We start from the raw sequence: 20,452 nt of genomic DNA on the forward strand, positions 1-20,452 counted from the left end.
ATGCGCTGCCCGTTTTGCGGAAATGTCGATACGCAGGTGAAGGATTCGCGCCCTGCGGAAGATAACGTGGCCATCCGCCGTCGTCGTCTATGCCCCGCCTGCAACGGTCGCTTTACCACCTATGAACGGGTGCAGTTGCGCGATTTGGTGGTCGTGAAATCAAATGGCAAACGCGAAGATTTTGATCGCGACAAGATGGCGCGTTCGATCCGTATTGCGATGCAAAAACGCCCGGTTGATCCCGAACGTATCGAACAGATGATTTCCGGGCTGGTGCGTCGATTGGAAAGCAGCGGTGAAACAGATATTCCATCGAAAACCATCGGTGAAATCGTGATGGAGGCGTTGTCGCGGATTGATAACGTCGCCTATGTCCGATTTGCCAGTGTTTACAAGAACTTTCAAGATGCGGATGATTTCGATAAATTCGTGTCTGAGCTACGACCGGATGCCGATTGACCGCTGATCCCGACGATCTGCGCCACATGGATCACGCGCTGCAATTGGCGGCGCGGGGCTTGGGGAATGTCTGGCCGAACCCTGCCGTTGGTTGCGTTCTGGTCCGGGATGGGCGGGTTGTCGGTCAGGGTTGGACTCAACCGGGCGGGCGTCCCCATGCCGAACGCATGGCTTTGGATCAGGCAGGGGCGGCGGCGCAGGGCGCGACCGCTTATGTCACGTTGGAACCCTGCGCACATTACGGACGAACCCCGCCCTGCGCCCAATCGCTGATTGATGCCAAAATTGCGTGCGTTGTCAGCGCCTTAACCGACCCCGATTCGCGAGTCGCCGGGCGCGGTCATGCGATGCTGCGGGCCGCCGGCATCGACGTGATCGAAGGCGTCCGCCACGATCAGGCGCGCGAATTGCAGCAGGGATTCCTGCTGCGGATTACGCAAAATCGGCCTTTCGTCACGCTGAAGCTGGCGACCAGCTTTGACGGGCGGATCGCCACGGCGTCGGGGGAAAGTAAATGGATCACCGGCCCGCAGGCGCGCGCGCATGTTCACAAGATACGCGCGCAGCATGATGCGGTGATGGTCGGGGGCGGCACCGCGCGGGCCGACCATCCGCGGCTGAATGTGCGTGGCGTTCAAACGCCGCGTCAGCCGGTGCGTATTATCGTGTCATCGCAGCCGCTGCCGGACTTGCCCGAGGAAAGTCCAGATTACGGCCCACTGTGGCAGGTGTCGGGTCAACCATCTGATTTTATGACGGAACTCGCTGCGCGTGGGCTGACGCGCATCTTCTGCGAAGGCGGGGGACAGCTGGCGGCGTCGCTCTTGGCGGCGGGGCTGGTTGATCAGCTGATCGGATACACGGCCGGGGTGATTCTGGGCGGTGACGGGCGTCCATCGGTTGGCCCGCTGAACCTGCCGCATCTGGCCGATGCCCCGCGATTCCGACTGGTTCAGGCCGACATGATCGGCCCGGATTTGTTCCATCACTGGCGGCGCGATTAACCCTGTAAAGGCTGGACCTTTGCGCCATTCCGGGGCATACCCATGTCGATATCGTCGATGAGGTCGCCCATGAACTTTCTGTTGCGCTTTTTGACTTGGTGGAATGGCCAGACGCTGAACACACAGTTCTGGACGTGGCGCAATGGCGTCAAGGTGGGTGAGGATGCCGAGGGCAACCTGTTTTACCAGACCAAAGACGGCGCGCGTCGCTGGGTGATTTACAACGGCGAGGCGCAGGCCAGCCGGATCAGCCCCGATTGGCATGGCTGGCTGCATCATACCTTTGCCGAACCGCCGACCAAAGATCCGATGCAGAACCGCGACTGGCAGCTGCCGCATCAGGAAAACCTGACCGGGACGCCCGGGGCCTATGTCCCCGATGGCTCGCTGTATCAGGTCGAACCGACCAAGCGGCGTGATTATGATGCGTGGCGGCCTGAATAAATTGCGATTTATTATCAGTGCCTTGGCCGTCGCATTGGCTATGCCTGTGGCCGCGCAGGATATGACGCGCGGCAGCGGTGCTTTGTTGCGCGGTCTGGATAAGATTTCGGGCCGGGCGACGGATATTCCCTTGGCGGTTGGCGATGCCGTCCGCTATGGCCGGTTAGAGGTGCGGCTGGGCGAATGTCGCTATCCGTCCGGCGATCCCAGTTCCGATGCGTTTGCCCAGATGACCATCACGGACATGCAGCAGAATGTCACCTTGTTTGCGGGGTGGATGATCGCCAGTTCTCCGGCGCTGTCGGCCTTGGACGATCCGCGTTATGACGTCTGGGTGATTTCCTGCAAAAGATGATCCGCATCAGGCAACGGATGCGCGCGGAAATGAACCTTTTTCGGCAGAGCGCCGGACAATTTTAACCGATAATCGGCGCGGGATATTTCGACCCCACCCATGCTGGCCAGATGTGGGGTCAGGAATTGCGTGTCGAACAGGGTGAATCCGCATCGCGCCAGATGCGACGATGCCCAGATCAGCGCCATTTTCGATCCATTCGCGCGCGCCGACATCATGCTTTCGCCAAAAAACGCGCCGCCCAGAGTAACACCGAACATCGCGCCCGCAAATTCGCCATTCTGATAAACCGAGATCGAATCGGCATATCCGGCCTGATGCAAGGCATGATACAAGTCGCGCAGCGGGGCGTTGATCCATGTTTCATCACGGCGCGCGCAGTGATCGACAACATCGTTAAAATCACCGAAATCGGCGGACCACTCGCCCCGGCGCAAATCACGGCGCAAGGAACGGGACGCGTGAACGCCACCGACCGGCAGAACGCCGCGCCAAGGCGGATCAAACCAGAACAGCTGGTCATCATCCGCGCGTTCCGCCATGGGAAAAATCCCCTGCGCATAGCCGGCCAGCAATTGCGCAGGGGTCATTGCATCAGCCCAGATGCTGCTTCAACCAGCGTTCCAGCCAGTGAATCGAGTAATTTCCTGAATGAATATCAGGGTCTTGCAGCAGGCCACGGAACAGCGGGATCGTCGTGTCTACGCCGTCCACGATCAATTCGTCCAGACAGCGTGCCAGCCGGGCGATAGCCTCGTGCCGGTCGCGACCGTGAACAATCAGTTTGCCGATCAGGCTGTCATAATAGGGCGGGATCGAATAACCGTCATACAGCGCCGAATCCATCCGCACCCCCAGCCCGCCGGGCGCATGAAATTGCGTGATCCGACCGGGGCAGGGCGAGAAATTCGGCAGCTTTTCGGCGTTGATCCGCACCTCGATCGCGTGGCCATTGGGCGTCAGATCGGCCTGCTGGAATTCCATATCGTGACCGGCGGCAACCAGAATTTGCTGGCGCACCAGATCGACGCCGTAAATCGCCTCGGTCACCGGGTGTTCCACCTGAAGGCGGGTGTTCATTTCGATGAAATAAAATTCACCGTCTTCATACAGGAATTCAATCGTGCCAGCACCGGCATATTCGATGCGGGCCACGGCGTCGGCGCAGATTTGTCCGATGCGCGCGCGTTCGTCGGCGGTGATGCAGGGGCCGGGCGCCTCTTCAAACACCTTTTGGTGGCGGCGTTGCAGCGAACAATCGCGTTCGCCCAAATGCACCGCGCGACCTTTGCCGTCACCGAACACCTGAATTTCGATATGGCGCGGTTTTTGCAGGTATTTTTCGATGTAAACATCGGGATTGCCAAAGGCGGCTTTCGCTTCGGACCGGGCGGTGCGGAAGGCGATTTCCATCTCGGCGGCGTTCTGCGCCACCTTCATGCCGCGTCCGCCGCCGCCGGCCGTCGCCTTTACGATCACCGGATAGCCGATTTCGTCGCCAATCCGCAGCGCCGATTCCACGTCATCAACACCGCCGTCGCTGCCCGGAACGCAAGGCACACCAAGCGCCTTCATCGTATCCTTGGCGGTGATTTTATCGCCCATGATGCGGATATGTTCCGCACGCGGGCCGATAAAGGTGATGTCGTGATCTTCGAGCATCTGAACAAAGCCCGCGTTTTCCGACAGAAAACCATAGCCCGGATGCACCGCCTGCGCGCCGGTGATTTCACAGGCAGAGATCAGCGCGGGCATCGACAGATAGCTTTGCGCGGATGAGGGCGGGCCGATGCAGACCGATTCATCGGCCATAAAGACATGCATCGCGTTCGCATCCGCCGTCGAATGGACCGCGACGGTTTGGATGCCCATTTCACGACAGGCGCGGATCACGCGCAGGGCAATCTCACCCCGGTTGGCGATCAGGATTTTGTCAAACATTGCCGCCTCACTCGACGACCATCAGGGGGGCGCCAAATTCGACCGGGCTGCCGTCATCGACCAGAATCCGTTTCACCGTCCCGGCGCGGGGGGCGGGGATGTGGTTCATGGTCTTCATCGCCTCGACGATCATCAGGGTGTCGCCTTCGGCAACCGATTGACCAATCTGGACAAACGGCGCGGCACCGGGTTCGGGCGACAGATAGGCCGTACCAACCATGGGCGAGGTCACGGCACCCGGCAGGCTGGCCGGATCATCATTCACGGGCGCAGCAGCCGGGGCCTGTTGCGGGGCGTGCGGCGCGGCTGCGGGCGCGGGTGCAAAGGCGGGGGCCGCTGCCGGTGCGGCGTAAACGGTTTGTTTACCCTGTTTCGCCAGGCTGACGGTCAGGCGGTCATATTCGCCATATTCACGTTTGACCGAAATTTCGTTCAGGTCACTGTCATTCAGCAGTTCGGCCAGCGACCGGATGAAAGCCACGTCGCCTTCGTGATGTTTGCCGTTGTTCGAATCCTTGCTCATGCCGTCCTCTGCCACATAACGTCCGGCGGTTTTGCCGGTGATTGCTGCGCTATTACCGTTTTGACGGTGGAATTAAAAGGCTTTGCCGCATTTTACGCGGGCTTTCGCGCGGCCTTTTCTGCGATTCCCGAAATTCCTTCCCGTTGCGCCAGTTCCGCCTGCACATCGTCCAGCGTCACATCGCGCGCGGCCAGCATGACCAACAGGTGAAAGATCACATCCGCAGCCTCCGCCGTCAGGCGATCGGGGTCGCCGCGCACCGCCTCGATCACGGCTTCGATGGCCTCTTCCCCGAATTTTTCAGCGCATTTTTCCGGGCCTTTGGCAAGCAATTTGGCGGTCCAACTGCTGTCGGGATCGGCGGATTTGCGCGCCTGAATGGTCGCGGCAAGGCGTTCAATCGGGGTCATTGCAACCTCACCGGGATGCCTGCGGCAGCCATATGGTCCTTGGCCTGCGCAATGGTAAAGGTGCCGAAATGGAAGATCGAGGCCGCCAAAACCGCGCTTGCCCCGCCTTCGGTCACACCTTCCACCAGATGGTCCAGCGTGCCGACGCCGCCCGATGCGATGACGGGGATATTCACGGCGTCGGAAATGGCGCGGGTCAGCGGGATGTTGAACCCGGCGCGGGTGCCGTCGCGGTCCATGCTGGTTAACAAAATCTCACCCGCGCCCTTGGAGGCGACGGTGCGGGCGAATTCAACAGCGTCGATGCCGGTGAGTTTGCGCCCGCCATGGGTAAAGATTTCCCATTTTCCGGGTGCAACGGTTTTCGCATCAATCGCCACCACGATGCACTGGCTGCCGAACCGGTCAGCGGCTTGCGCCACAACATCGGGGTTGGCGACGGCGGCAGAGTTAAAACTGACCTTATCCGCCCCGGCCAGCAGCAGCGCGCGCACATCATCCACGGTCCGCACGCCGCCGCCCACGGTCAGCGGCACAAAACACTGTTCGGCGGTCCGCGTCACCAGATCAAACATCGTGCCGCGATTTTCATGCGTGGCGTGAATGTCCAGAAAGCAAATTTCATCCGCCCCGGCCGCGTCATAGGCGCGCGCCGCCTGCACGGGATCGCCCGCGTCGATCAGATCAACGAAATTCACGCCCTTGACCACGCGGCCATCGGCCACGTCAAGGCAAGGAATAATCCGGGTTTTCAGCATCCGCGCCGCCTTCATAACTATCGTCGGAACATAGTCCCATAGCCGCTTGCCCGCCAGAGGTCTTGACGCCAAACTGCCCCCAATTCTACCGAGGATTTAATGAAAATCTGGTTAAAATCTGTCGCATTTTTTCTGCTCGCCCCGCCGGTTGCTGGGGATGATCTGCGCCTGATCGCGTCGAACGCGGATGTCCGGCGGACGGTCGCGCGGTTGGTTGATGCCATCGGCGCATCAGGATCAACCGTTTTTTCCATCGTGGATCATGGGGTTGGCGCGATTCGTGTCACGCGCGACATTGGCGAATCGCAGCTGGTGATCTTTGGTCATCCCGAACATTTCACGCCCATTATCGAACGAAACCGTCTGGCGGGGCTGTTCCTGCCCCTGCGTATTCTGGTGTTCGAGGATGAAAACCGTGATGTTTGGATCGCCTATCAGGACATTCCCAAGCGCCTGATTAGGCTAGAAAATATCGAAATAGACGGCGATATTCGCGCCATGTCAGCGGCGCTGAAAGATCTCAGCGCCGCCGCAGCGGGTCGTTAATTCAGCGCGGCCAAGGCGTCCGACAGGTTCAGCGCGCCGTCATACAGCGCGCGGCCCGAAATCGCGCCCTCGATCACGCCGGTGTCGTGCAGGGCGATCAGATCGGCCATGGACGACACGCCGCCCGATGCGATGACCGGAATCGCGACCGCTCGGGCCAGTGCCGCCGTCGCGTCAATGTTCGGGCCACCCATAGCGCCGTCGCGGTCAATGTCGGTATAGATGATGGCCGCCACGCCCGCATCTTGGAATTGTTGCGCCAGATCAACGGCTTGGATGTCGGTTTCGGTCGCCCAGCCGCGCGTCGCCACGCGTCCGTTGCGGGCGTCAATGCCCACGGCGATCTGCCCCGGAAAGGCCGCGGCGGCCTGCCGGACCAGATCGGGGTCTTCGACCGCGACGGTTCCCAGAATCACCCGGCGCAGACCGGCGGTTAACCATCCTTCGATCGTGGCCATGTCGCGGATGCCGCCGCCCAGCTGCGCGGGAATATCGGTGGCGTCAAGAATGGCGCGCACGGCGTCGCCATTTACCGGCTGACCGGCAAAAGCGCCATTCAAATCAACCAGATGCAGCCATTCCGCCCCGGCATCCTGAAACGCGCGGGCCTGCGCCGCCGGATCCGTGCCAAACACCGTCGCCGCGTCCATATCCCCGCGCAACAAACGCACGCAATTTCCGTCCTTTAGGTCAATGGCGGGATAGAGGATCATGGCGAACTCCGTCAAATTTTAATTATCCTGTCTTTGACACGTGGCAGGGCGTGGCGTAAAGCTGTTTTCAGACGGGGTAAAAGGGGAACGGCGATGCGTTTCTTACTGGCATGTGTGGCGATGTTATGGGCGGGGATCGCGGCGGCCGATCCGATTGCCGGGGTGTGGCAGACCGCGCCCGAAGCCGATGGCGGCTTCGCGCATGTGACGATTGCGCCTTGCGGGGCTGCGTTTTGCGGCACGATCACGCGCACCTATGTGGACGGGAAAAACACGCCGACGGAATATGTCGGGGCGCGCGTGGTGATGGATATGGTGCCTCAGGCTGGGGGCGATTATCGGGGGCGTTTGTTGCGCCCGACCAACAACCGGCAATATACGGGCAAGGCGTCGGTGCAGGGCGACCGGCTGAGGGTGTCGGGCTGCGTCGCCGGCGGGTTGATTTGCGACGGGGAAACCTGGGTGCGGGTGCGCTGACGGCCTATCCCATCAGCGCCTTGCGCAGCATGTTCAGCCCGACCAGTAACAGGAAAAACGCGAAGTAACGCTTTAGCCGCTTGGGATCGGTGCGATGCGCCAGATCCGCGCCAATCGGTGCGGTCATCATCGTCATCGCAATCGTCAGCGCAAAGGCCGGCAGGTTCACCGAACCCACCGTCAGCGGCGGCGGATTGGGAACCGGCATCAACAGAAAGGCCAGAACCGACGGCACCGCGATCAGCACTCCGAACCCCGCCGCCGTGGCGACCGCGCGGTGAATGGCCCGCCCGTGCAGCGTCATCAGCGGCACCCCGATGCTGCCGCCGCCGATCCCCAGCAGGACCGATATAAACCCGGTAAAGGGCGCAAAAATCCAACGACGCCAGCCGGTTGGCATGTCGTCTGCCAGTCGCCAATGCACGCGGGACACCATCATATAAACGGCAATCACCGCGACCATGACGCCGAAAATGATTTGCAGCGTTTCGGTCCGCAGCGCGCCCACCGTTTGCGACCCGATCAGCGCGCCAACGGCAATTCCCGGCGCCCAGCCGCGCAGCACGTCCCAATCGACCGCGCCTTTGCGATGATGGGCCATCACTGACCGGGCCGAGGTCACAATAATCGTCGCCAGCGATGTGGCCAAACACAGTTGCATCACCCCCGGCCCGCCAAAGCCCGCCGCGCTGAACACATAGAAATAGGCCGGGACCAGCACGATGCCGCCGCCGACGCCCAACAGCCCGGCCAATACGCCCGCAACCGCCCCCGTCGCGGCCAGTGCAAGGGCGGGGATGATCAGGTCAATCATGATGGGCCTCGGATTGTTGGGTGAGGGATTGGGTAACGGTGGACAGGGCGGTGTCGTAAATTTCAATCCCGCCCTTTGATGCGCCTTCGGACAGGGTGCGTTTCCAGCCGCGCGCACCGGGCAGGCCGTGGAACAGCCCCAGCATATGTCGCGTGAATTGGTGCAGCCGCCCGCCTGCCGCCAGATGATCCGCAATCAAAGGCCGCATCGCATGGGCGACCTCAACCGGATGATCAAAGGGCGGAGTGTCCTGCCACAGCGTATCCGCCGCGCCCAGCACCTGCCACGGCTGATGATAGGCCGCGCGCCCGACCATCACCCCGTTCATCACCGCCAGATGGTCGCGCACCTGCGCCAGATCGGTGATGCCGCCATTGATGGACAGGTCCAGATCGGGGAAATCCGCGCGCATCTGATGCACCAGCGGATAATCCAGCGGCGGAATTTCGCGGTTTTCGCGGGGGGATAGCCCTTGCAGCCATGCTTTGCGCGCGTGGATGGTCAGGCGCGTGACCCCTGCCGCGCGCATGACGCCCAAAAACGCGGGCAGCACCTGCGCCGCGTCTTGGTCATCCACGCCGATGCGGCATTTCACCGTGACGGGAACCGGGCTGACGGCCTGCATTTCGGTGACGCATTCAGCCACCAGCTCTGGCGTTTTCATCAGCACCGCGCCGAAACAGCCCGATTGCACGCGGTCGCTGGGGCAACCGACATTCAGGTTCACCTCGTCATAGCCCCAATTCGCCGCAATCGCCGTCGCCGCGCGCAATTCGCGCGGGTCCGACCCGCCCAGTTGCAGCGCGACGGGATGTTCGGCGGCGTCGTAATCCAACAGCCGCCCCCGGTCGCCATGGATGACGGCGGGCGCGGTGACCATTTCGGTATACAGCAGCGCGCGGCGCGACATCATCCGATGGAACCGGCGGCAATTGCGGTCGGTCCAGTCCATCATCGGCGCGACGGAGAGTAAATGTGCGGGGGCTGTCGTCATGATCCTGCGGGCTGAGCTGTGTTGCTGCGTTTTAGCCGCGAAAACCCGTCGCGCCAAGCCGGTGCGCCGAATCGCAGCCACATCACCGCCGCCCACCACAGCGCAAGGCAGGCCCACAGGTCCACGGCCAGCCGATAGGCCATGCCGCGCCCGGCGGGGTTAATCTGAAACGCATCGGCCAGAACCGACAGCAGCACACAGATGACGAATGACCACAGCCCGCCGCGCCCGATCTGCTGCATCGCCACGCCCAGACGGGTTGCGGCCAGCCATTCCGCCGGACGCGCCAGCGGCACCGCGATCAGCCAACAGGCCGCGATGATGGCCAGATAACGGGTTCCGTCGAGGCTCCACTTATCAATCGTGCCGTAAACCGCGCGCAGGGCGGTGCGGACGGGCAGGGCGGGTTCGCCGAACTTTGCCGCAATGATAATCGCGCAGCCAAAGGCGAACATCCCCGCCGCCAGCACCGTGATCCCATGCCGCCACGGCCACAGGCGCGGCATCATTGCGTGACGAAACACCCCCATAGCAACGCCGGTATAAAACAGCATTTGCCAGCCAAAGGGGTTGAACAACAGCCCGCCTTGGCGTCGGTGATTGGGGATCAGCGCGTTCAGGTCCGGCCCGAACCACCACAGCGCCACCGACCCGACCCCGAAAACCAGTGGCCAGCGGATCAGCACCGGCACCAAAACCGGCACCGTCGCGATCAGCACGACATAAACCGCCAGCACGTCGATCAGGTTCGGCTGCAACCACAGCACCGCCACCGACCCGGCATAGCCGAACGGGTTTTCCATCACCCACACCGCATATTGGTTCCAGATCGCGGTGTGGCGCAGGTCCAGCGACAACAGTCCCGCCGACAACAACGCCATCAGCACCGCCCCAATGATCATCGCGCGCCAGACCTGAAACGCGCGGCGGGCGAAGCGCAATTGCACGGCGCGGCGACCGTCTCGGCGTTCCATCGACAGCCAGACCAGCCCGACCAGAAACCCCGACAGCAGCACGAACAATTCAGACGCGTCAAAGATCGAAAAATTCGGCAGCGTCCAGCCGCGCATGACTGACGCGGGCATGTGGTTCACCATAATGCTGATCAGCGCATAACCGCGCATCATATCCAGCGTTATCAATCGGTTCATGCGGGAAGTTTCGAAAATGCAGTCAGCAGGTCGGGGGTTGAAATCAGCGCGTCGGCCTCGACCCGGTCCAGATCGTCCAGCAGGCGGCGCTGATCGCTGGCATGGGCGATTTTCGCCGCCGCCGTGATCTGCGCCAGACGCAGCGGGCGGGGCAGATCGGCGGGCCAGATCGTTGTGGCGGACAGATGGTGCGCGCGCAGATCGGCGTCTCGGCCCAGCCGCAGGATGGAGGCGTGGCCCTGAACCGGGCGGGGCAGCGCGCGCGTCACAGCAGAGGCGGCGGTCAGAATGGCGGGCGAATCGCGTTCTTCGGGCGTGACCAGCAGGCCGCGCATCCGCGCCCAACGGCCCAGAACCGGACTGGCCGACAGGCGCGAGGTGATCGGCGACAGAATCAGCCCCGCCAGAATCGGCGACAGCCAGATCAGTTGTGCGGGCGACAGCGCGGCCAGCACAATCAGCGTCCCCAGCCCCAGCACCATATGCAGCCAGTGATGCCCCAGCACCACGCGCCAATCGGGCATATGCCCCGCGCGGGTCTGGGCGTTCCAGCCGCTGTCGCGGCCCTGCAAAATCTCGGCGATCTGGCGGGTTTGCACCAGCATCTGCACAGGCGCAATCAGCGCCGACAGGATGGTTTCAAACAGCGCACTGGCGAAAATGCGCACCCGCCCGCCCGAATTGCGGGCCAGGGGACGCAGCCATGCACGGAACGTCGCAATCAGTTTCGGCAGCAACAACAACGTCATCGCGGCGGCGAACAGCCACAGCATCCGGCGGCTGTCAAAGACCGGCCAGGTCGGAAACAACTGATAGGATTGGGGAAAATATTCCGGCGTGGACAGCAGCACCGTGGCCGACAGCACCAGCCCCACCATAATCAGCGCCAGCCACAGCGGCGACATCACGAATCCCAGCACGCCGATGATGAAATGCGCGCGGCTGATCCCGCGCAGGCCGCGCATCCCCATCAGGCGAATATGTTGCAGATTGCCCTGCGCCCAGCGGCGTTCCCGCGCGGCCATATCCAACAGGGTGGGCGGGCAGCCTTCGAAACTGCCGCGCAGGTCGTGATCCAGCCGCACCCGCCAGCCCGCGCGGCACAGAGCGGCGGCCTCGACGAAATCATGCGACAGGATGGTGCCGCCAAAGGGGGGCCTGCCGGGCAAACGCGGCAACCCGCAGCATTGGGCAAAGGCCGTCATGCGGATGATCGCGTTATGGCCCCAGTAATTGCCGGTATTGCCGGACCAAGCCGACACGCCGCGCGCAATCATCGGGCCGTAAACCCGCCCCGCAAATTGCGTCACACGGGCAAAGATGGTTTCCGCGCCCACCAGCATCGGGATCGTCTGGATCAGGCCCAGATCGGGGTCAGCGGACAGGCGCGCGGACAGGTCGCGGATGGTCGCGCCGGTCATCACGCTGTCGGCGTCCAGCACCACCATCTGATCGTAACGCCCGCCCCAACGGCGCACGAAATCGGCGATATTGCCGGTTTTTCGGTCCTCATTCGTCAGGCGGCGGCGATACCAGATCGGCACGGGCGACGTAGCGCGCGCCTGCGCGACGGCCAGCGTTTCATTCACCGCAATCGCCGGATCGCGGCTGTCGGACAGCACGAAAATCTCGGCCCGTCCCGTCATGCCGCTGGCGGCCAGTTCCTGCGCCAGTGCCGCCAGCAGGCCGATGCTGGCGCCCGCGTCTTCGTGGTAAATCGGCATAACGACGGCGACGCGGGCGGTGTTTGGTCCGGGCGGAGTCTGCCGCGCGGGCGCAAACAGCCCCGCAATGACGGATGCGAACGAAAACCCCACCCAGCCAAAGGTCGGCACGAACAACACCAGAAACGCAATCTGCATCGGCGTGGGGCTGTCGCCAAAGGTGCGCAGCATCTGCGCGCAGCCCAGAACCGCAATCGCCGCCGCGCCGCCAAAGGCGGTCAGCCGCGCCAGCCACACCCTCAGGCTGTCACGCGATCCCGCGCGCCGGGCCGGGGCCACGCGGAAATCCTGCACCGGCATGGCCAGCGGCTGTTCGGGGGGTGTGATCGGCGTCATGCGGTCCAGCGGGTTAACCATGTTTCCGACAGCGCGACCCCATCCGCGCCCAGCAGCACCGCCTGCAATTCGGCCAGAGTCGCGCGGGCGGGGTCAAATTCAAACGCCAGCCGCAGCACGTTCTGATCGGGCAGGGGCTTCAGATAGGAATGAACAATCTGCCCGGCCGAAGTCGTCACCCGGTGATCCGGCAGGCTGTCGCGGAACAGCGCCAGATCAAAGTCGATGATAAAGCTGCGCGTCGTTTCCACATTGATCGACCGGCCCGACCGGACCTGACGCACCTTGGCCAGCGGCTGCCCGCTGGGCGGCAGCGCGGAAAAGGACAGGCGGTAACCAAACTCATGCCGCTGCCCGCGCGCCATCACGGCCTGAGGCACCCAGTAACTGACGATGTTGTCGTTAAATTCGTTTTCGACCGGAATTTCGACCAGCCGGACCTGACCCGGCCCCCAATCGCCTTCGGGTTCGATCCAGGCGGATGGGCGCAGGTGATACATCGCCTCGGCGTCCTGATAGGTGGCGAAATCGCGCGCCCGCTGGATCAGGCCGAACCCCGCCGGGTTGTCATCCATAAAGGACGAAATTTGCAGCGCGCGCGGGGATGCCAGCCCCCGCCACAGCGTTTGACCCGCGCCGGTTTGCATCAGCAACCCGTCGCTGTCATGGCAGGCGGGGCGGTAATCATCGACGACCCGGCGGCTGGCGGGGCTGAACCAGAACATCGAGGTCAGCGGCGCAATCCCCGTTTCGCGCAGATCGACCCGCGGAAACAGCGCCACACGCGTGCGCACCATCGTGACCGGGCCGGGGGTCACGTCAAATTGATACGCGCCCGCCACCGATTTGCTATCCAGCACAGCGTAAATCCGCACGCTGTCATCATCGGGTTGTTCGATCCAGAAATCGGTGAACAGCGGAAATTCTTCGCCGTCGGGGCTGCCGGTTTTGATCGCCAGCCCGCGCGCGGACAGGCCATATAACGTCCCACGCGCCACGGCCCGGAAATAGCTGGCGCCCTGAAACACCAGAAATTCGTCCATCACATCAGGCCGGTTCAGCGCCGTGCGCACGCGAAACCCCGACCAGCCCATATTGCCAACGGTTTCCACATCCGCGCCATCGGGGAACTGTGACGCGTCGAAATCCAGCAGATGCGGGTCAAAGGGCAGAGGCCGCGCCACGCCATCCTGCACCATATTGATCTGCACGGGTTCATAGAAAATCGACCCCGGCGGCAGCAGGTCAATCCCGAACGCGCCACCGGCCCACGGGTCGGCATCGCGGCGAAACCGGATCGCGCGGTATTGGTCATAATTCAGGTCGCGGAAACTGCCCGTCAGTTGCGAAACGGGTTGGGTGTAAACGCGCGATGCGCGGTCGGCGGCGATGCGGGCGACGTCTTCGAACCCAAAGGGCTGCGGGGCGGCGTCAGGCGTTTCGGCATGGGCGGGCGTGATTGCGGCACCGGCAGCAAGTGCGGTTGCGGCAGTCAGGAAATGGCGGCGCTGCATTCAGGGGCGACTCACGGTAAAGACATATTAACTTAGGTCAAATGCCGCGATGCAGCAAGGCGGCGCGGTCAGTGTCGCGCCAACCATTCCGTGACCGGGCGGCGGATATTGGTTTCACCGCTGGCAATCGCATCATCAATCACCTGCCGCAGATCGCACAGCGACACATGCCGGATCAGATGTTTCACCGGCCCGATGGATGCCGGACGCATCGACAACCGCCGCAACCCCAAGGCGGCAAAGGTTAACGCCTCGACCGGGCGGCCCGCATCTTCGCCGCAGAACGACAGTGGCACACGCGCATCGTCGCAGCGGTCGATGATCTGCCGCAGCAGCGCGATAAAGGACACGTCCAGCGTGTCATAGCGCCGCCGCACCCGTTCATTTTCCCGGTCGGCGGCAAAGAAAAACTGCTTCAGGTCGTTGCCGCCAATCGAAATGAAATCGCACATTTCAAAGAACCGTTTCGGCGCATAGGCCAGCGACGGCGTTTCCAGCATCGCGCCGACGCGAATATCGGACGGCAGCGCGCGGCCCAGCCGCTGTTCGCGCGCCAGTTCCTGCATCAATTCGCGATAGGCGGCTTCGTATTCGCCGATGCTGGCGATGAATGGGAACATGACGTGCAACGGACGCCCCGCCGCCGCGCGGATCAGCGCCTGCAACTGCATCCGCAGCACGCCGCGTTTGTCCAGACCCACCCGGATCGCGCGCCAGCCCATTGCGGGGTTCGGTTCGTCCTGCGGTTTCATATAGGGCAGAACCTTATCCGAACCGATATCCAGCGTGCGGAACATCACGGGTTTGCCCTGCGCGTTGTCCATAACGCGAGAATAGAGGCTGGCCAATTCGCCCCGGCGCGGCACGCGGCTGCGGATCAGGAATTGCAATTCCGTGCGGAACAGGCCCACGCCTTCGGCCCCCGAACCCGCCAGCGACGGAAGATCGGCCATCAGACCGGCGTTCATATACAGATGCACCGTGGTGCCACAGGTTCCCGTCGCGGGCAGAGTGCGCAGGCTGGCATAGCGGCTTTGCGCCTGCGCCTGCATCGCCATTTTGTCGCGGAACGCGGCGGCGACGGTGTCTTCGGGGCGCAGATGAACGGTGCCTTGATCGCCGTCCACCATGATCGGGTCGCCGTTCAGGGCCTCGGTCGTGATGCGGGCGGCGTGGATGACCAGCGGAATCGCCAAGGCGCGCGCCACAATCGCGGCGTGACTGCCGACAGAGCCTTCCTCCAGCACGACACCGCGCAGACGGCGGCCATATTCCAGCAGCTCGGCCGGGCCGATGTTCCGCGCAACCAGAACCGGGTTGTCAGGCATGGCGGCGCCGGTGTCGCTGCCCTGTCCGGTCAGGATGCGCAACAGCCGGTTCGACAGATCATCCAGATCATGCAGACGGTCGCGCAAATACGGGTCGGGCGCCATTTCCAGACGCGCGCGGGCGGCGGATTGTTCTTTTTCAACAGCGGCTTCGGCAGAAAGGCCCGCGCTGATGTCTTCCTCCATCCGGCGCAGCCAACTGCGGGAATTGGCGAACATGCGATATGTTTCCAGCACGGCGGCATGTTCGCTGTCGCCGGTCATGTCCATATCCGCAACCATCAGGTCAACCGTGCTGCGCAGCTGGTCAACCGCCTGATGCAGTCGCGCCAGTTCGGTTTCGGGATCGTCGCCCACCGGGTTTGTGATCACAACGCGCGGTTCATGCAGCCAGACGCGCCCCTCGGCCGCGCCTTCTTGGCCGGTGGTGCCGCGGATCATCAGAGGGAACCGATGCGCCAGAGGCAGGCTGTCGGTCTGCGTGCCGGAAAACGCGCCCAGTTCGGTCATTTCGGCCAGAACCATGGCCACGACCTCAAGCCCATAGATTTCGTCTTCGCTGAATTGGCGGGCATTGCGGGATTGCACGACCAGCACGCCCATCTTTTCGCCAACCCGCTGAATGGGAACGCCTAAAAAGCTTGGATAAATTTCTTCGCCGGTTTCGGGCATGTAACGAAAACCGGGTTCAGACGGCGCGTTTGCGGTGTTCACATAGCGCCCCGACCGGGCCACGCGGCCGACCAGACCTTCGCCCAGACGCAGGCGGGTTTTGTGAACGGATGCGGCGCGCAAGCCCTGCGTCGCGCAGAGTTCCAGCGTTTCAGCGTCGCGGAACAGATAGATGGAACAGACCTGCGTTCCCATCGAATCGGCGATCTGATCGGTGATGCGATCCAGCCGGTCCTGACCGCCCCCCTGAACGGCCATAACCTCTTTCAGCCGCAACAGCAGCTTGCGGGAATCGCTGTCGCTGCGGTCCTGCATCGCATTCCTGCCTTTGGTTCAGGCACCGACGCGCAAACGCCGGTGCCGGGCGATGTTACGCCTTATCCAGTTCAAAGGCATCATGCAGTGCCTGAACCGCCAGTTCCATATATTTGCGGTCGATCAACACGGAAATTTTAATCTCGCTGGTGGCGATGACTTTGATATTCACGTTTTCATCGGCCAGTGCCTTGAACATACGGGCGGCGACGCCCGCATGGCTGCGCATCCCTATGCCAACGACCGACACCTTGGCCACTTCGGTATCAACGACCAGTTCGTCATAAACGATGTTGCCGGCGGCGCGCGCCTCTTCCATGGCTTTTTTGGCGCGTTCCACCTGATTGATCGGAACGGAAAACGTCATATCGGTGACCGCGCCGGGGTGATCGTCATAATCCTTTTCGGAAATATTCTGAACGATCATATCGACATTGACGCCCGCATCGGCCAGAGGCGCAAAGATCGAGGCCGAAATGCCGGGGCGATCCTCGACCGTGACCAGCGTAATTTTCGCCTCATCCCGCGACGCGGCAACGCCATTGACGACTTTCGATTCCATTTTTTCATCCTCATCGCAGATCAGGGTGCCTGAATTTTCATCGGTTTCGTCAAACGACGACAGCACGCGCAGGCGGACATTAAAACGCATGGCCAGCTCAACCGACCGCGTTTGCAGAACTTTGGCGCCAAGGCTGGCCAGCTCCAGCATTTCTTCAAAGGCGATTTTGTCCAGACGGCGCGCCTTGGACGTGATGCGGGGATCGGTCGTGTAAACGCCGTCCACATCGGTATAAATATCGCAGCGTTCCGCGCCAAAAGCGGCGGCAAAGGCAACGGCGGTCGTGTCCGACCCGCCCCGGCCCAGCGTGGTGATGCGCCCGTCCGGTCCCAGCCCCTGGAACCCGGCGACCACGGCGACCTTGAACCCTTCGGCGAATTTCTGGTCGATATTGGCGCGCGGAATATCGACGAAACGCGCGGCGGAATGGGCGGCGGTCGTGTTGATCGGCACCTGCCAGCCCTGCCACGACCGGGCCGGAACGCCCATTTCCTGCAAGGTCAGCGCCATCAGGCCCGCCGTGACGTTTTCACCCGACGACACCACGGCGTCATATTCGCGCGCGTCAAACATGGGCGAGGTTTGTTCCACCCAGCCCACCAATTCGTTGGTTTTACCCGACATGGCGCTGACGATGACGATAACATCGTATCCACGTTCAACTTCGCGCTGCACTTTTTGGGCAGCGTTACGGATACGGTCCAGATCTGCGACGGATGTTCCGCCGAATTTCATCACCAGAAGCGGCATCAAGGGCCTCCAGCCAAGGGGTTGCATGTCGGCGCGGGTTGTATGGGCGACGCCGGGAAAGGGCAAGGGGCGTTCCGGCCCCCGCGCGTCAATTCGCCTTTTGCCGCGGAACAAAGGGCAGGGGCGCGACCGGCACCCCGTCCGCGATCAACTGCCGGGCCTGTTCGGGCGTGGCCTCGCCGTGGATTGCGCGGGCGGGGGTGGTGCCATCGTGCATGTCGCGCGCGGTCTGGGCAAAGGACATGCCGACATAATCCGAGTTTTCCTCGACATGGCGGCGCAGGTCGTTCAGCGCCTTTTCGGCGTCATTAGTGGGGGTGGTCAGGGGCGCGCGTTTGGTCGGCACCGACGGCGCCATCAGCGATTTCTGCACATCCGCCGATCCGCAATGCGCGCAAGTGACCTGACCCGCGCCGCGCATCGTATCGAACGCGTCGGACGACCGGAACCAGCCGTCAAAGTCATGGCCTTTTGCGCAGCGCAGGGAATAACGGATCATGTGCCTTACCTGTTTTCCGTTAATATCGTGTCAGTTGTCGCGCATCGCAAGGGCTGACAGGTGGTCGGTCAGCGCGCCCGGTTCCCCGGCGCGCGACGTCAGGACTTTGCGCGCGGCCTGTCCCATGGCGCGGGCGTGGTCGGGGTTCGCGGTCAGATCGGCCAGCACGCGGGCCAGATCATCCGTCACCACCCGCGCCGCACCCGCCCTATGCAGTGCCGCGTAACTGTCGGCGAAATTGGCGTCATACGGCCCGCGCAGAATCGCACAGCGATAGGCCGCGGGTTCCCAAGGCGTATGCCCGCCATGATCGACCAGCGAACCGCCGACAAAACAGACCTGCGCGCGGGCATACCAGCGGGGCATCTCGCCCAGCGTATCGGCCAGCAGCACCCCGCCATCCGGCGCATCATCCGCGCCCTGACTGCGCCGGGCGAAGCGCAGGTTCCGCGCGGCAATCAGCGCCGCAATATCATCCCCACGCTGCGGATGGCGGGGGGCCAGTATCAGCCGCGCCCCGGTCAGCGTGGCAAAGGCATCCAGTATCGGCGCATCCTCGCCCGGATGGGTGGAGGCCGCCAAAATCACCCGCGCCCGGTCGGGGGGATCATCGGGCGGCGTGATCTGGGCCGGGGTCAGCAGCTTCAGATCCAGCGGCAGCAGCAGCGCATCGCCCCGCAAACCAAGGGCCATCAGCCGCGCCTGACTGCCCGCATCCTGCGCGGATGCCGCGTCAATCCGCGCCAGCAGCGGCCCGATCAGCCCCGGCAACCGCGCCCATTTGCGCGCCGAGCGTTCCGACATCCGCGCGCCAATCACCGCTTGCGCCACGCCGCGCCGCGCCAGTTCAGCGGATCGCCGGGGCCAGAGTTCCGCCTCGATGGTCAGAGACAGGCGCGGCTGCACCGCGTCCAGAAACCGCCGCAGCGCCCCCGGCACATCCAGCGGCGCCAGACAGACCGGCAGGCCCCAACCCGCGACCATATCGCGCCCGGTGGTGCTGTTCGTCGTGACCTGCACGGTGAAACGCCGCGCCAAGGCGTCAATGATGGGCCGGGCCGAAGTCAGTTCCCCGACCGACGCCCCATGCACCCACACCGCAGCAGGCCCCGGCACACCGTCCAGCATCAGCCGCGCGCGCAGGGTATCGCCGCCAAGCGCCGCCCGCATCCGCAGCGCCGCCCCGGCAATATGGGTCGCGGCGTTGTAAATCATCCGGCCCCCCGGCCCGTTTTAGCGGTCATCCCGCCGCGCCTCATATCGCTGCCACACATCCATGCGCCCCCGTTGCCGCGCATCGGCCAGCCACAATTTCTTGCGGACGTCCTGCACCTCGAACTGGCGGTATTCATGACCCGAAAACTTGGGCCAATCAATCGCCAAGCCCAGCTTAACCATTTCCGCCGACAGATCACGGCCATCAGGCAACCGGCAACGGGCAACAATGCGGCCGTGAACGTCCTGCGTCATGATTTCGGCATGAATAATCTGACCGTTGCACAGGCGGATCAGCGCGCCTTTGGCGTTCTGGCCATAGGGGTGGTGCAATTCCGGCGCGTCAATTCCAAACAACCGGACCTGGCGCCCGCGAATAACAATCGTGTCGCCGTCCGTGACCCAAGCCGGCCCGCGCAACGCCTTTGCCCCGGTCGTTCCCACGCGGCGCGTGATCGCGTGAAACGCAATCGCGGCAAGGGCAACCAGCACGGCAAAGCTAAGAAAGGCGTCCAATGCGGCACTGTGCGTCATCGTGGGGAAACCGGCGTTTCGCGCGACTGTGGAGGTGGGTACCGGAATCGAACCGGTCTACACGGATTTGCAATCCGGTGCGTAACCTCTCCGCCAACCCACCGCCGATTTGGGGTTGTTAAAGCGTTGTTGCGTTGGGGTCAAGTGCGATTAGGGGGGCTTGTGTCAAGCATGCCCGCAAGTTGGTCCAGCTGCCTGTCCAGATCAATCGCCTGACAGGACACGCAGCCAAAGGCTGGATCGGCGCGGCAACTGTCAACGATATATGTGCTGCGCAGATAAGATTGCACAACATCTATGGCGTCGCGAACGCGCTTTTCGTCGGTCATGTCGTTGCCGATCATCTGAAACAGGAAGTTATTTGGTGGAGCCAAGGGGAGTCGAACCCCTGACCTCTTGAATGCCATTCAAGCG

At 62.8% G+C, this 20,452-nt stretch carries 22 protein-coding genes and 1 tRNA gene; 6 read left to right on the forward strand and 17 right to left on the reverse strand.

Translation table 11 applies throughout. The features are described from left to right. The 4 genes from nrdR to Q4G20_RS08855 all read left to right on the forward strand — a co-directional run bounded on the left by nrdR (nt 1) and on the right by Q4G20_RS08855 (nt 2,262). Nucleotides 1–459 (forward strand): transcriptional regulator NrdR, encoded by a 459-nt coding sequence (gene nrdR, locus Q4G20_RS08840; protein ID WP_303343072.1) that lies wholly within the window; start codon nt 1–3, stop codon nt 457–459. 26 nt (nt 460–485) lie between these two features. Further along, complete coding sequence (gene ribD, locus Q4G20_RS08845; protein ID WP_303343100.1) at nt 486–1,463, forward strand: bifunctional diaminohydroxyphosphoribosylaminopyrimidine deaminase/5-amino-6-(5-phosphoribosylamino)uracil reductase RibD; 978 nt, start codon at nt 486–488, stop codon at nt 1,461–1,463. Nucleotides 1,464–1,532: 69 nt separating this feature from the next. After that, nucleotides 1,533–1,907, forward strand: coding sequence for an NADH:ubiquinone oxidoreductase subunit NDUFA12 (locus Q4G20_RS08850; RefSeq protein WP_303343073.1), 375 nt, complete (start codon nt 1,533–1,535; stop codon nt 1,905–1,907). Next, on the forward strand, nt 1,885–2,262 hold the full coding sequence (locus Q4G20_RS08855) for a DUF2155 domain-containing protein (RefSeq protein WP_303343074.1): 378 nt from the start codon (nt 1,885–1,887) through the stop codon (nt 2,260–2,262). Before Q4G20_RS08850 ends, Q4G20_RS08855 begins: the two co-directional genes overlap by 23 nt. On the opposite strand, the gene aat is transcribed toward Q4G20_RS08855, so the two are convergent. The 5 genes from aat to hisF form a co-directional block, all read right to left on the reverse strand. After that, nucleotides 2,229–2,852, reverse strand: coding sequence for a leucyl/phenylalanyl-tRNA--protein transferase (gene aat, locus Q4G20_RS08860; protein ID WP_303343075.1), 624 nt, complete (start codon nt 2,850–2,852; stop codon nt 2,229–2,231). The genes Q4G20_RS08855 and aat overlap by 34 nt on opposite strands. Nucleotides 2,853–2,856: 4 nt before the next feature. Then, on the reverse strand, nt 2,857–4,203 hold the full coding sequence (accC, locus tag Q4G20_RS08865) for an acetyl-CoA carboxylase biotin carboxylase subunit (RefSeq protein ID WP_303343076.1): 1,347 nt from the start codon (nt 4,201–4,203) through the stop codon (nt 2,857–2,859). Between the two features lie 7 nt (nt 4,204–4,210). After that, the gene (gene accB / locus Q4G20_RS08870) at nt 4,211–4,726 is read right to left on the reverse strand and encodes an acetyl-CoA carboxylase biotin carboxyl carrier protein (protein ID WP_303343077.1); all 516 of its coding nucleotides are present in this window, start codon (nt 4,724–4,726) and stop codon (nt 4,211–4,213) included. A gap of 92 nt (nt 4,727–4,818) precedes the next feature. After that, nucleotides 4,819–5,136, reverse strand: a complete 318-nt coding sequence (locus tag Q4G20_RS08875; RefSeq protein WP_303343078.1) for a phosphoribosyl-ATP diphosphatase — start codon at nt 5,134–5,136, stop codon at nt 4,819–4,821. Beyond that, nucleotides 5,133–5,894, reverse strand: coding sequence for an imidazole glycerol phosphate synthase subunit HisF (gene hisF / locus Q4G20_RS08880; RefSeq protein WP_303343079.1), 762 nt, complete (start codon nt 5,892–5,894; stop codon nt 5,133–5,135). Before hisF ends, Q4G20_RS08875 begins: the two co-directional genes overlap by 4 nt. A 99-nt stretch (nt 5,895–5,993) precedes the next feature. Between hisF and Q4G20_RS08885 the strand changes: the two genes are divergently transcribed. After that, nucleotides 5,994–6,440, forward strand: a complete 447-nt coding sequence (locus Q4G20_RS08885) for a DUF302 domain-containing protein (RefSeq protein ID WP_303343080.1) — start codon at nt 5,994–5,996, stop codon at nt 6,438–6,440. Here the strand turns inward: Q4G20_RS08885 and hisA are convergent. Then, nucleotides 6,437–7,153 carry a 1-(5-phosphoribosyl)-5-[(5-phosphoribosylamino)methylideneamino]imidazole-4-carboxamide isomerase gene (hisA, locus tag Q4G20_RS08890; protein ID WP_303343081.1) on the reverse strand — a complete coding sequence of 239 codons (717 nt, stop codon included), beginning with the start codon at nt 7,151–7,153 and terminating at the stop codon, nt 6,437–6,439. The genes Q4G20_RS08885 and hisA overlap by 4 nt on opposite strands. Before the next feature lie 93 nt (nt 7,154–7,246). Between hisA and Q4G20_RS08895 the strand changes: the two genes are divergently transcribed. Next, nucleotides 7,247–7,630, forward strand: a complete 384-nt coding sequence (locus tag Q4G20_RS08895; protein ID WP_303343082.1) for a DUF2147 domain-containing protein — start codon at nt 7,247–7,249, stop codon at nt 7,628–7,630. A gap of 4 nt (nt 7,631–7,634) precedes the next feature. On the opposite strand, the gene Q4G20_RS08900 is transcribed toward Q4G20_RS08895, so the two are convergent. The 11 genes from Q4G20_RS08900 to Q4G20_RS08950 form a co-directional block, all read right to left on the reverse strand. After that, nucleotides 7,635–8,444 (reverse strand): sulfite exporter TauE/SafE family protein, encoded by an 810-nt coding sequence (locus tag Q4G20_RS08900; RefSeq protein ID WP_303343083.1) that lies wholly within the window; start codon nt 8,442–8,444, stop codon nt 7,635–7,637. Beyond that, nucleotides 8,437–9,438, reverse strand: a complete 1,002-nt coding sequence (gene dusA, locus Q4G20_RS08905) for a tRNA dihydrouridine(20/20a) synthase DusA (protein ID WP_303343084.1) — start codon at nt 9,436–9,438, stop codon at nt 8,437–8,439. The genes Q4G20_RS08900 and dusA overlap by 8 nt, the downstream gene beginning before the upstream one ends. Continuing rightward, nucleotides 9,435–10,589 carry an OpgC domain-containing protein gene (opgC, locus tag Q4G20_RS08910; protein ID WP_303343085.1) on the reverse strand — a complete coding sequence of 385 codons (1,155 nt, stop codon included), beginning with the start codon at nt 10,587–10,589 and terminating at the stop codon, nt 9,435–9,437. The genes dusA and opgC overlap by 4 nt, the downstream gene beginning before the upstream one ends. After that, a complete protein-coding gene (gene mdoH, locus Q4G20_RS08915; RefSeq protein ID WP_303343086.1) occupies nt 10,586–12,649 on the reverse strand; it encodes a glucans biosynthesis glucosyltransferase MdoH in 2,064 nt (687 codons plus the stop codon). The genes opgC and mdoH overlap by 4 nt, the downstream gene beginning before the upstream one ends. After that, the gene (locus tag Q4G20_RS08920) at nt 12,646–14,163 is read right to left on the reverse strand and encodes a glucan biosynthesis protein (protein ID WP_303343087.1); all 1,518 of its coding nucleotides are present in this window, start codon (nt 14,161–14,163) and stop codon (nt 12,646–12,648) included. The genes mdoH and Q4G20_RS08920 overlap by 4 nt, the downstream gene beginning before the upstream one ends. A gap of 68 nt (nt 14,164–14,231) precedes the next feature. Continuing rightward, on the reverse strand, nt 14,232–16,478 hold the full coding sequence (gene ptsP, locus Q4G20_RS08925; RefSeq protein ID WP_303343088.1) for a phosphoenolpyruvate--protein phosphotransferase: 2,247 nt from the start codon (nt 16,476–16,478) through the stop codon (nt 14,232–14,234). A 55-nt stretch (nt 16,479–16,533) separates the two neighbouring features. Beyond that, nucleotides 16,534–17,790, reverse strand: coding sequence for an aspartate kinase (locus Q4G20_RS08930; protein WP_303343089.1), 1,257 nt, complete (start codon nt 17,788–17,790; stop codon nt 16,534–16,536). Nucleotides 17,791–17,878: 88 nt separating this feature from the next. Then, nucleotides 17,879–18,289: a DUF1178 family protein gene (locus tag Q4G20_RS08935; protein ID WP_303343090.1), complete on the reverse strand. Its 411-nt coding sequence runs from the start codon at nt 18,287–18,289 to the stop codon at nt 17,879–17,881. Between the two features lie 30 nt (nt 18,290–18,319). After that, a complete protein-coding gene (locus Q4G20_RS08940) occupies nt 18,320–19,504 on the reverse strand; it encodes a 3-deoxy-D-manno-octulosonic acid transferase (RefSeq protein WP_303343091.1) in 1,185 nt (394 codons plus the stop codon). Nucleotides 19,505–19,522: 18 nt separating this feature from the next. Then, a complete protein-coding gene (locus Q4G20_RS08945) occupies nt 19,523–20,038 on the reverse strand; it encodes a thermonuclease family protein (RefSeq protein ID WP_303343092.1) in 516 nt (171 codons plus the stop codon). Between the two features lie 29 nt (nt 20,039–20,067). Beyond that, nucleotides 20,068–20,141, reverse strand: a tRNA-Cys gene (locus tag Q4G20_RS08950). Between the last annotated feature and the right edge of the window lie 311 nt (nt 20,142–20,452).

It is taken from the genome of Paracoccus sp. (in: a-proteobacteria), from assembly GCF_030538495.1.
Classification (GTDB): domain Bacteria; phylum Pseudomonadota; class Alphaproteobacteria; order Rhodobacterales; family Rhodobacteraceae; genus Paracoccus.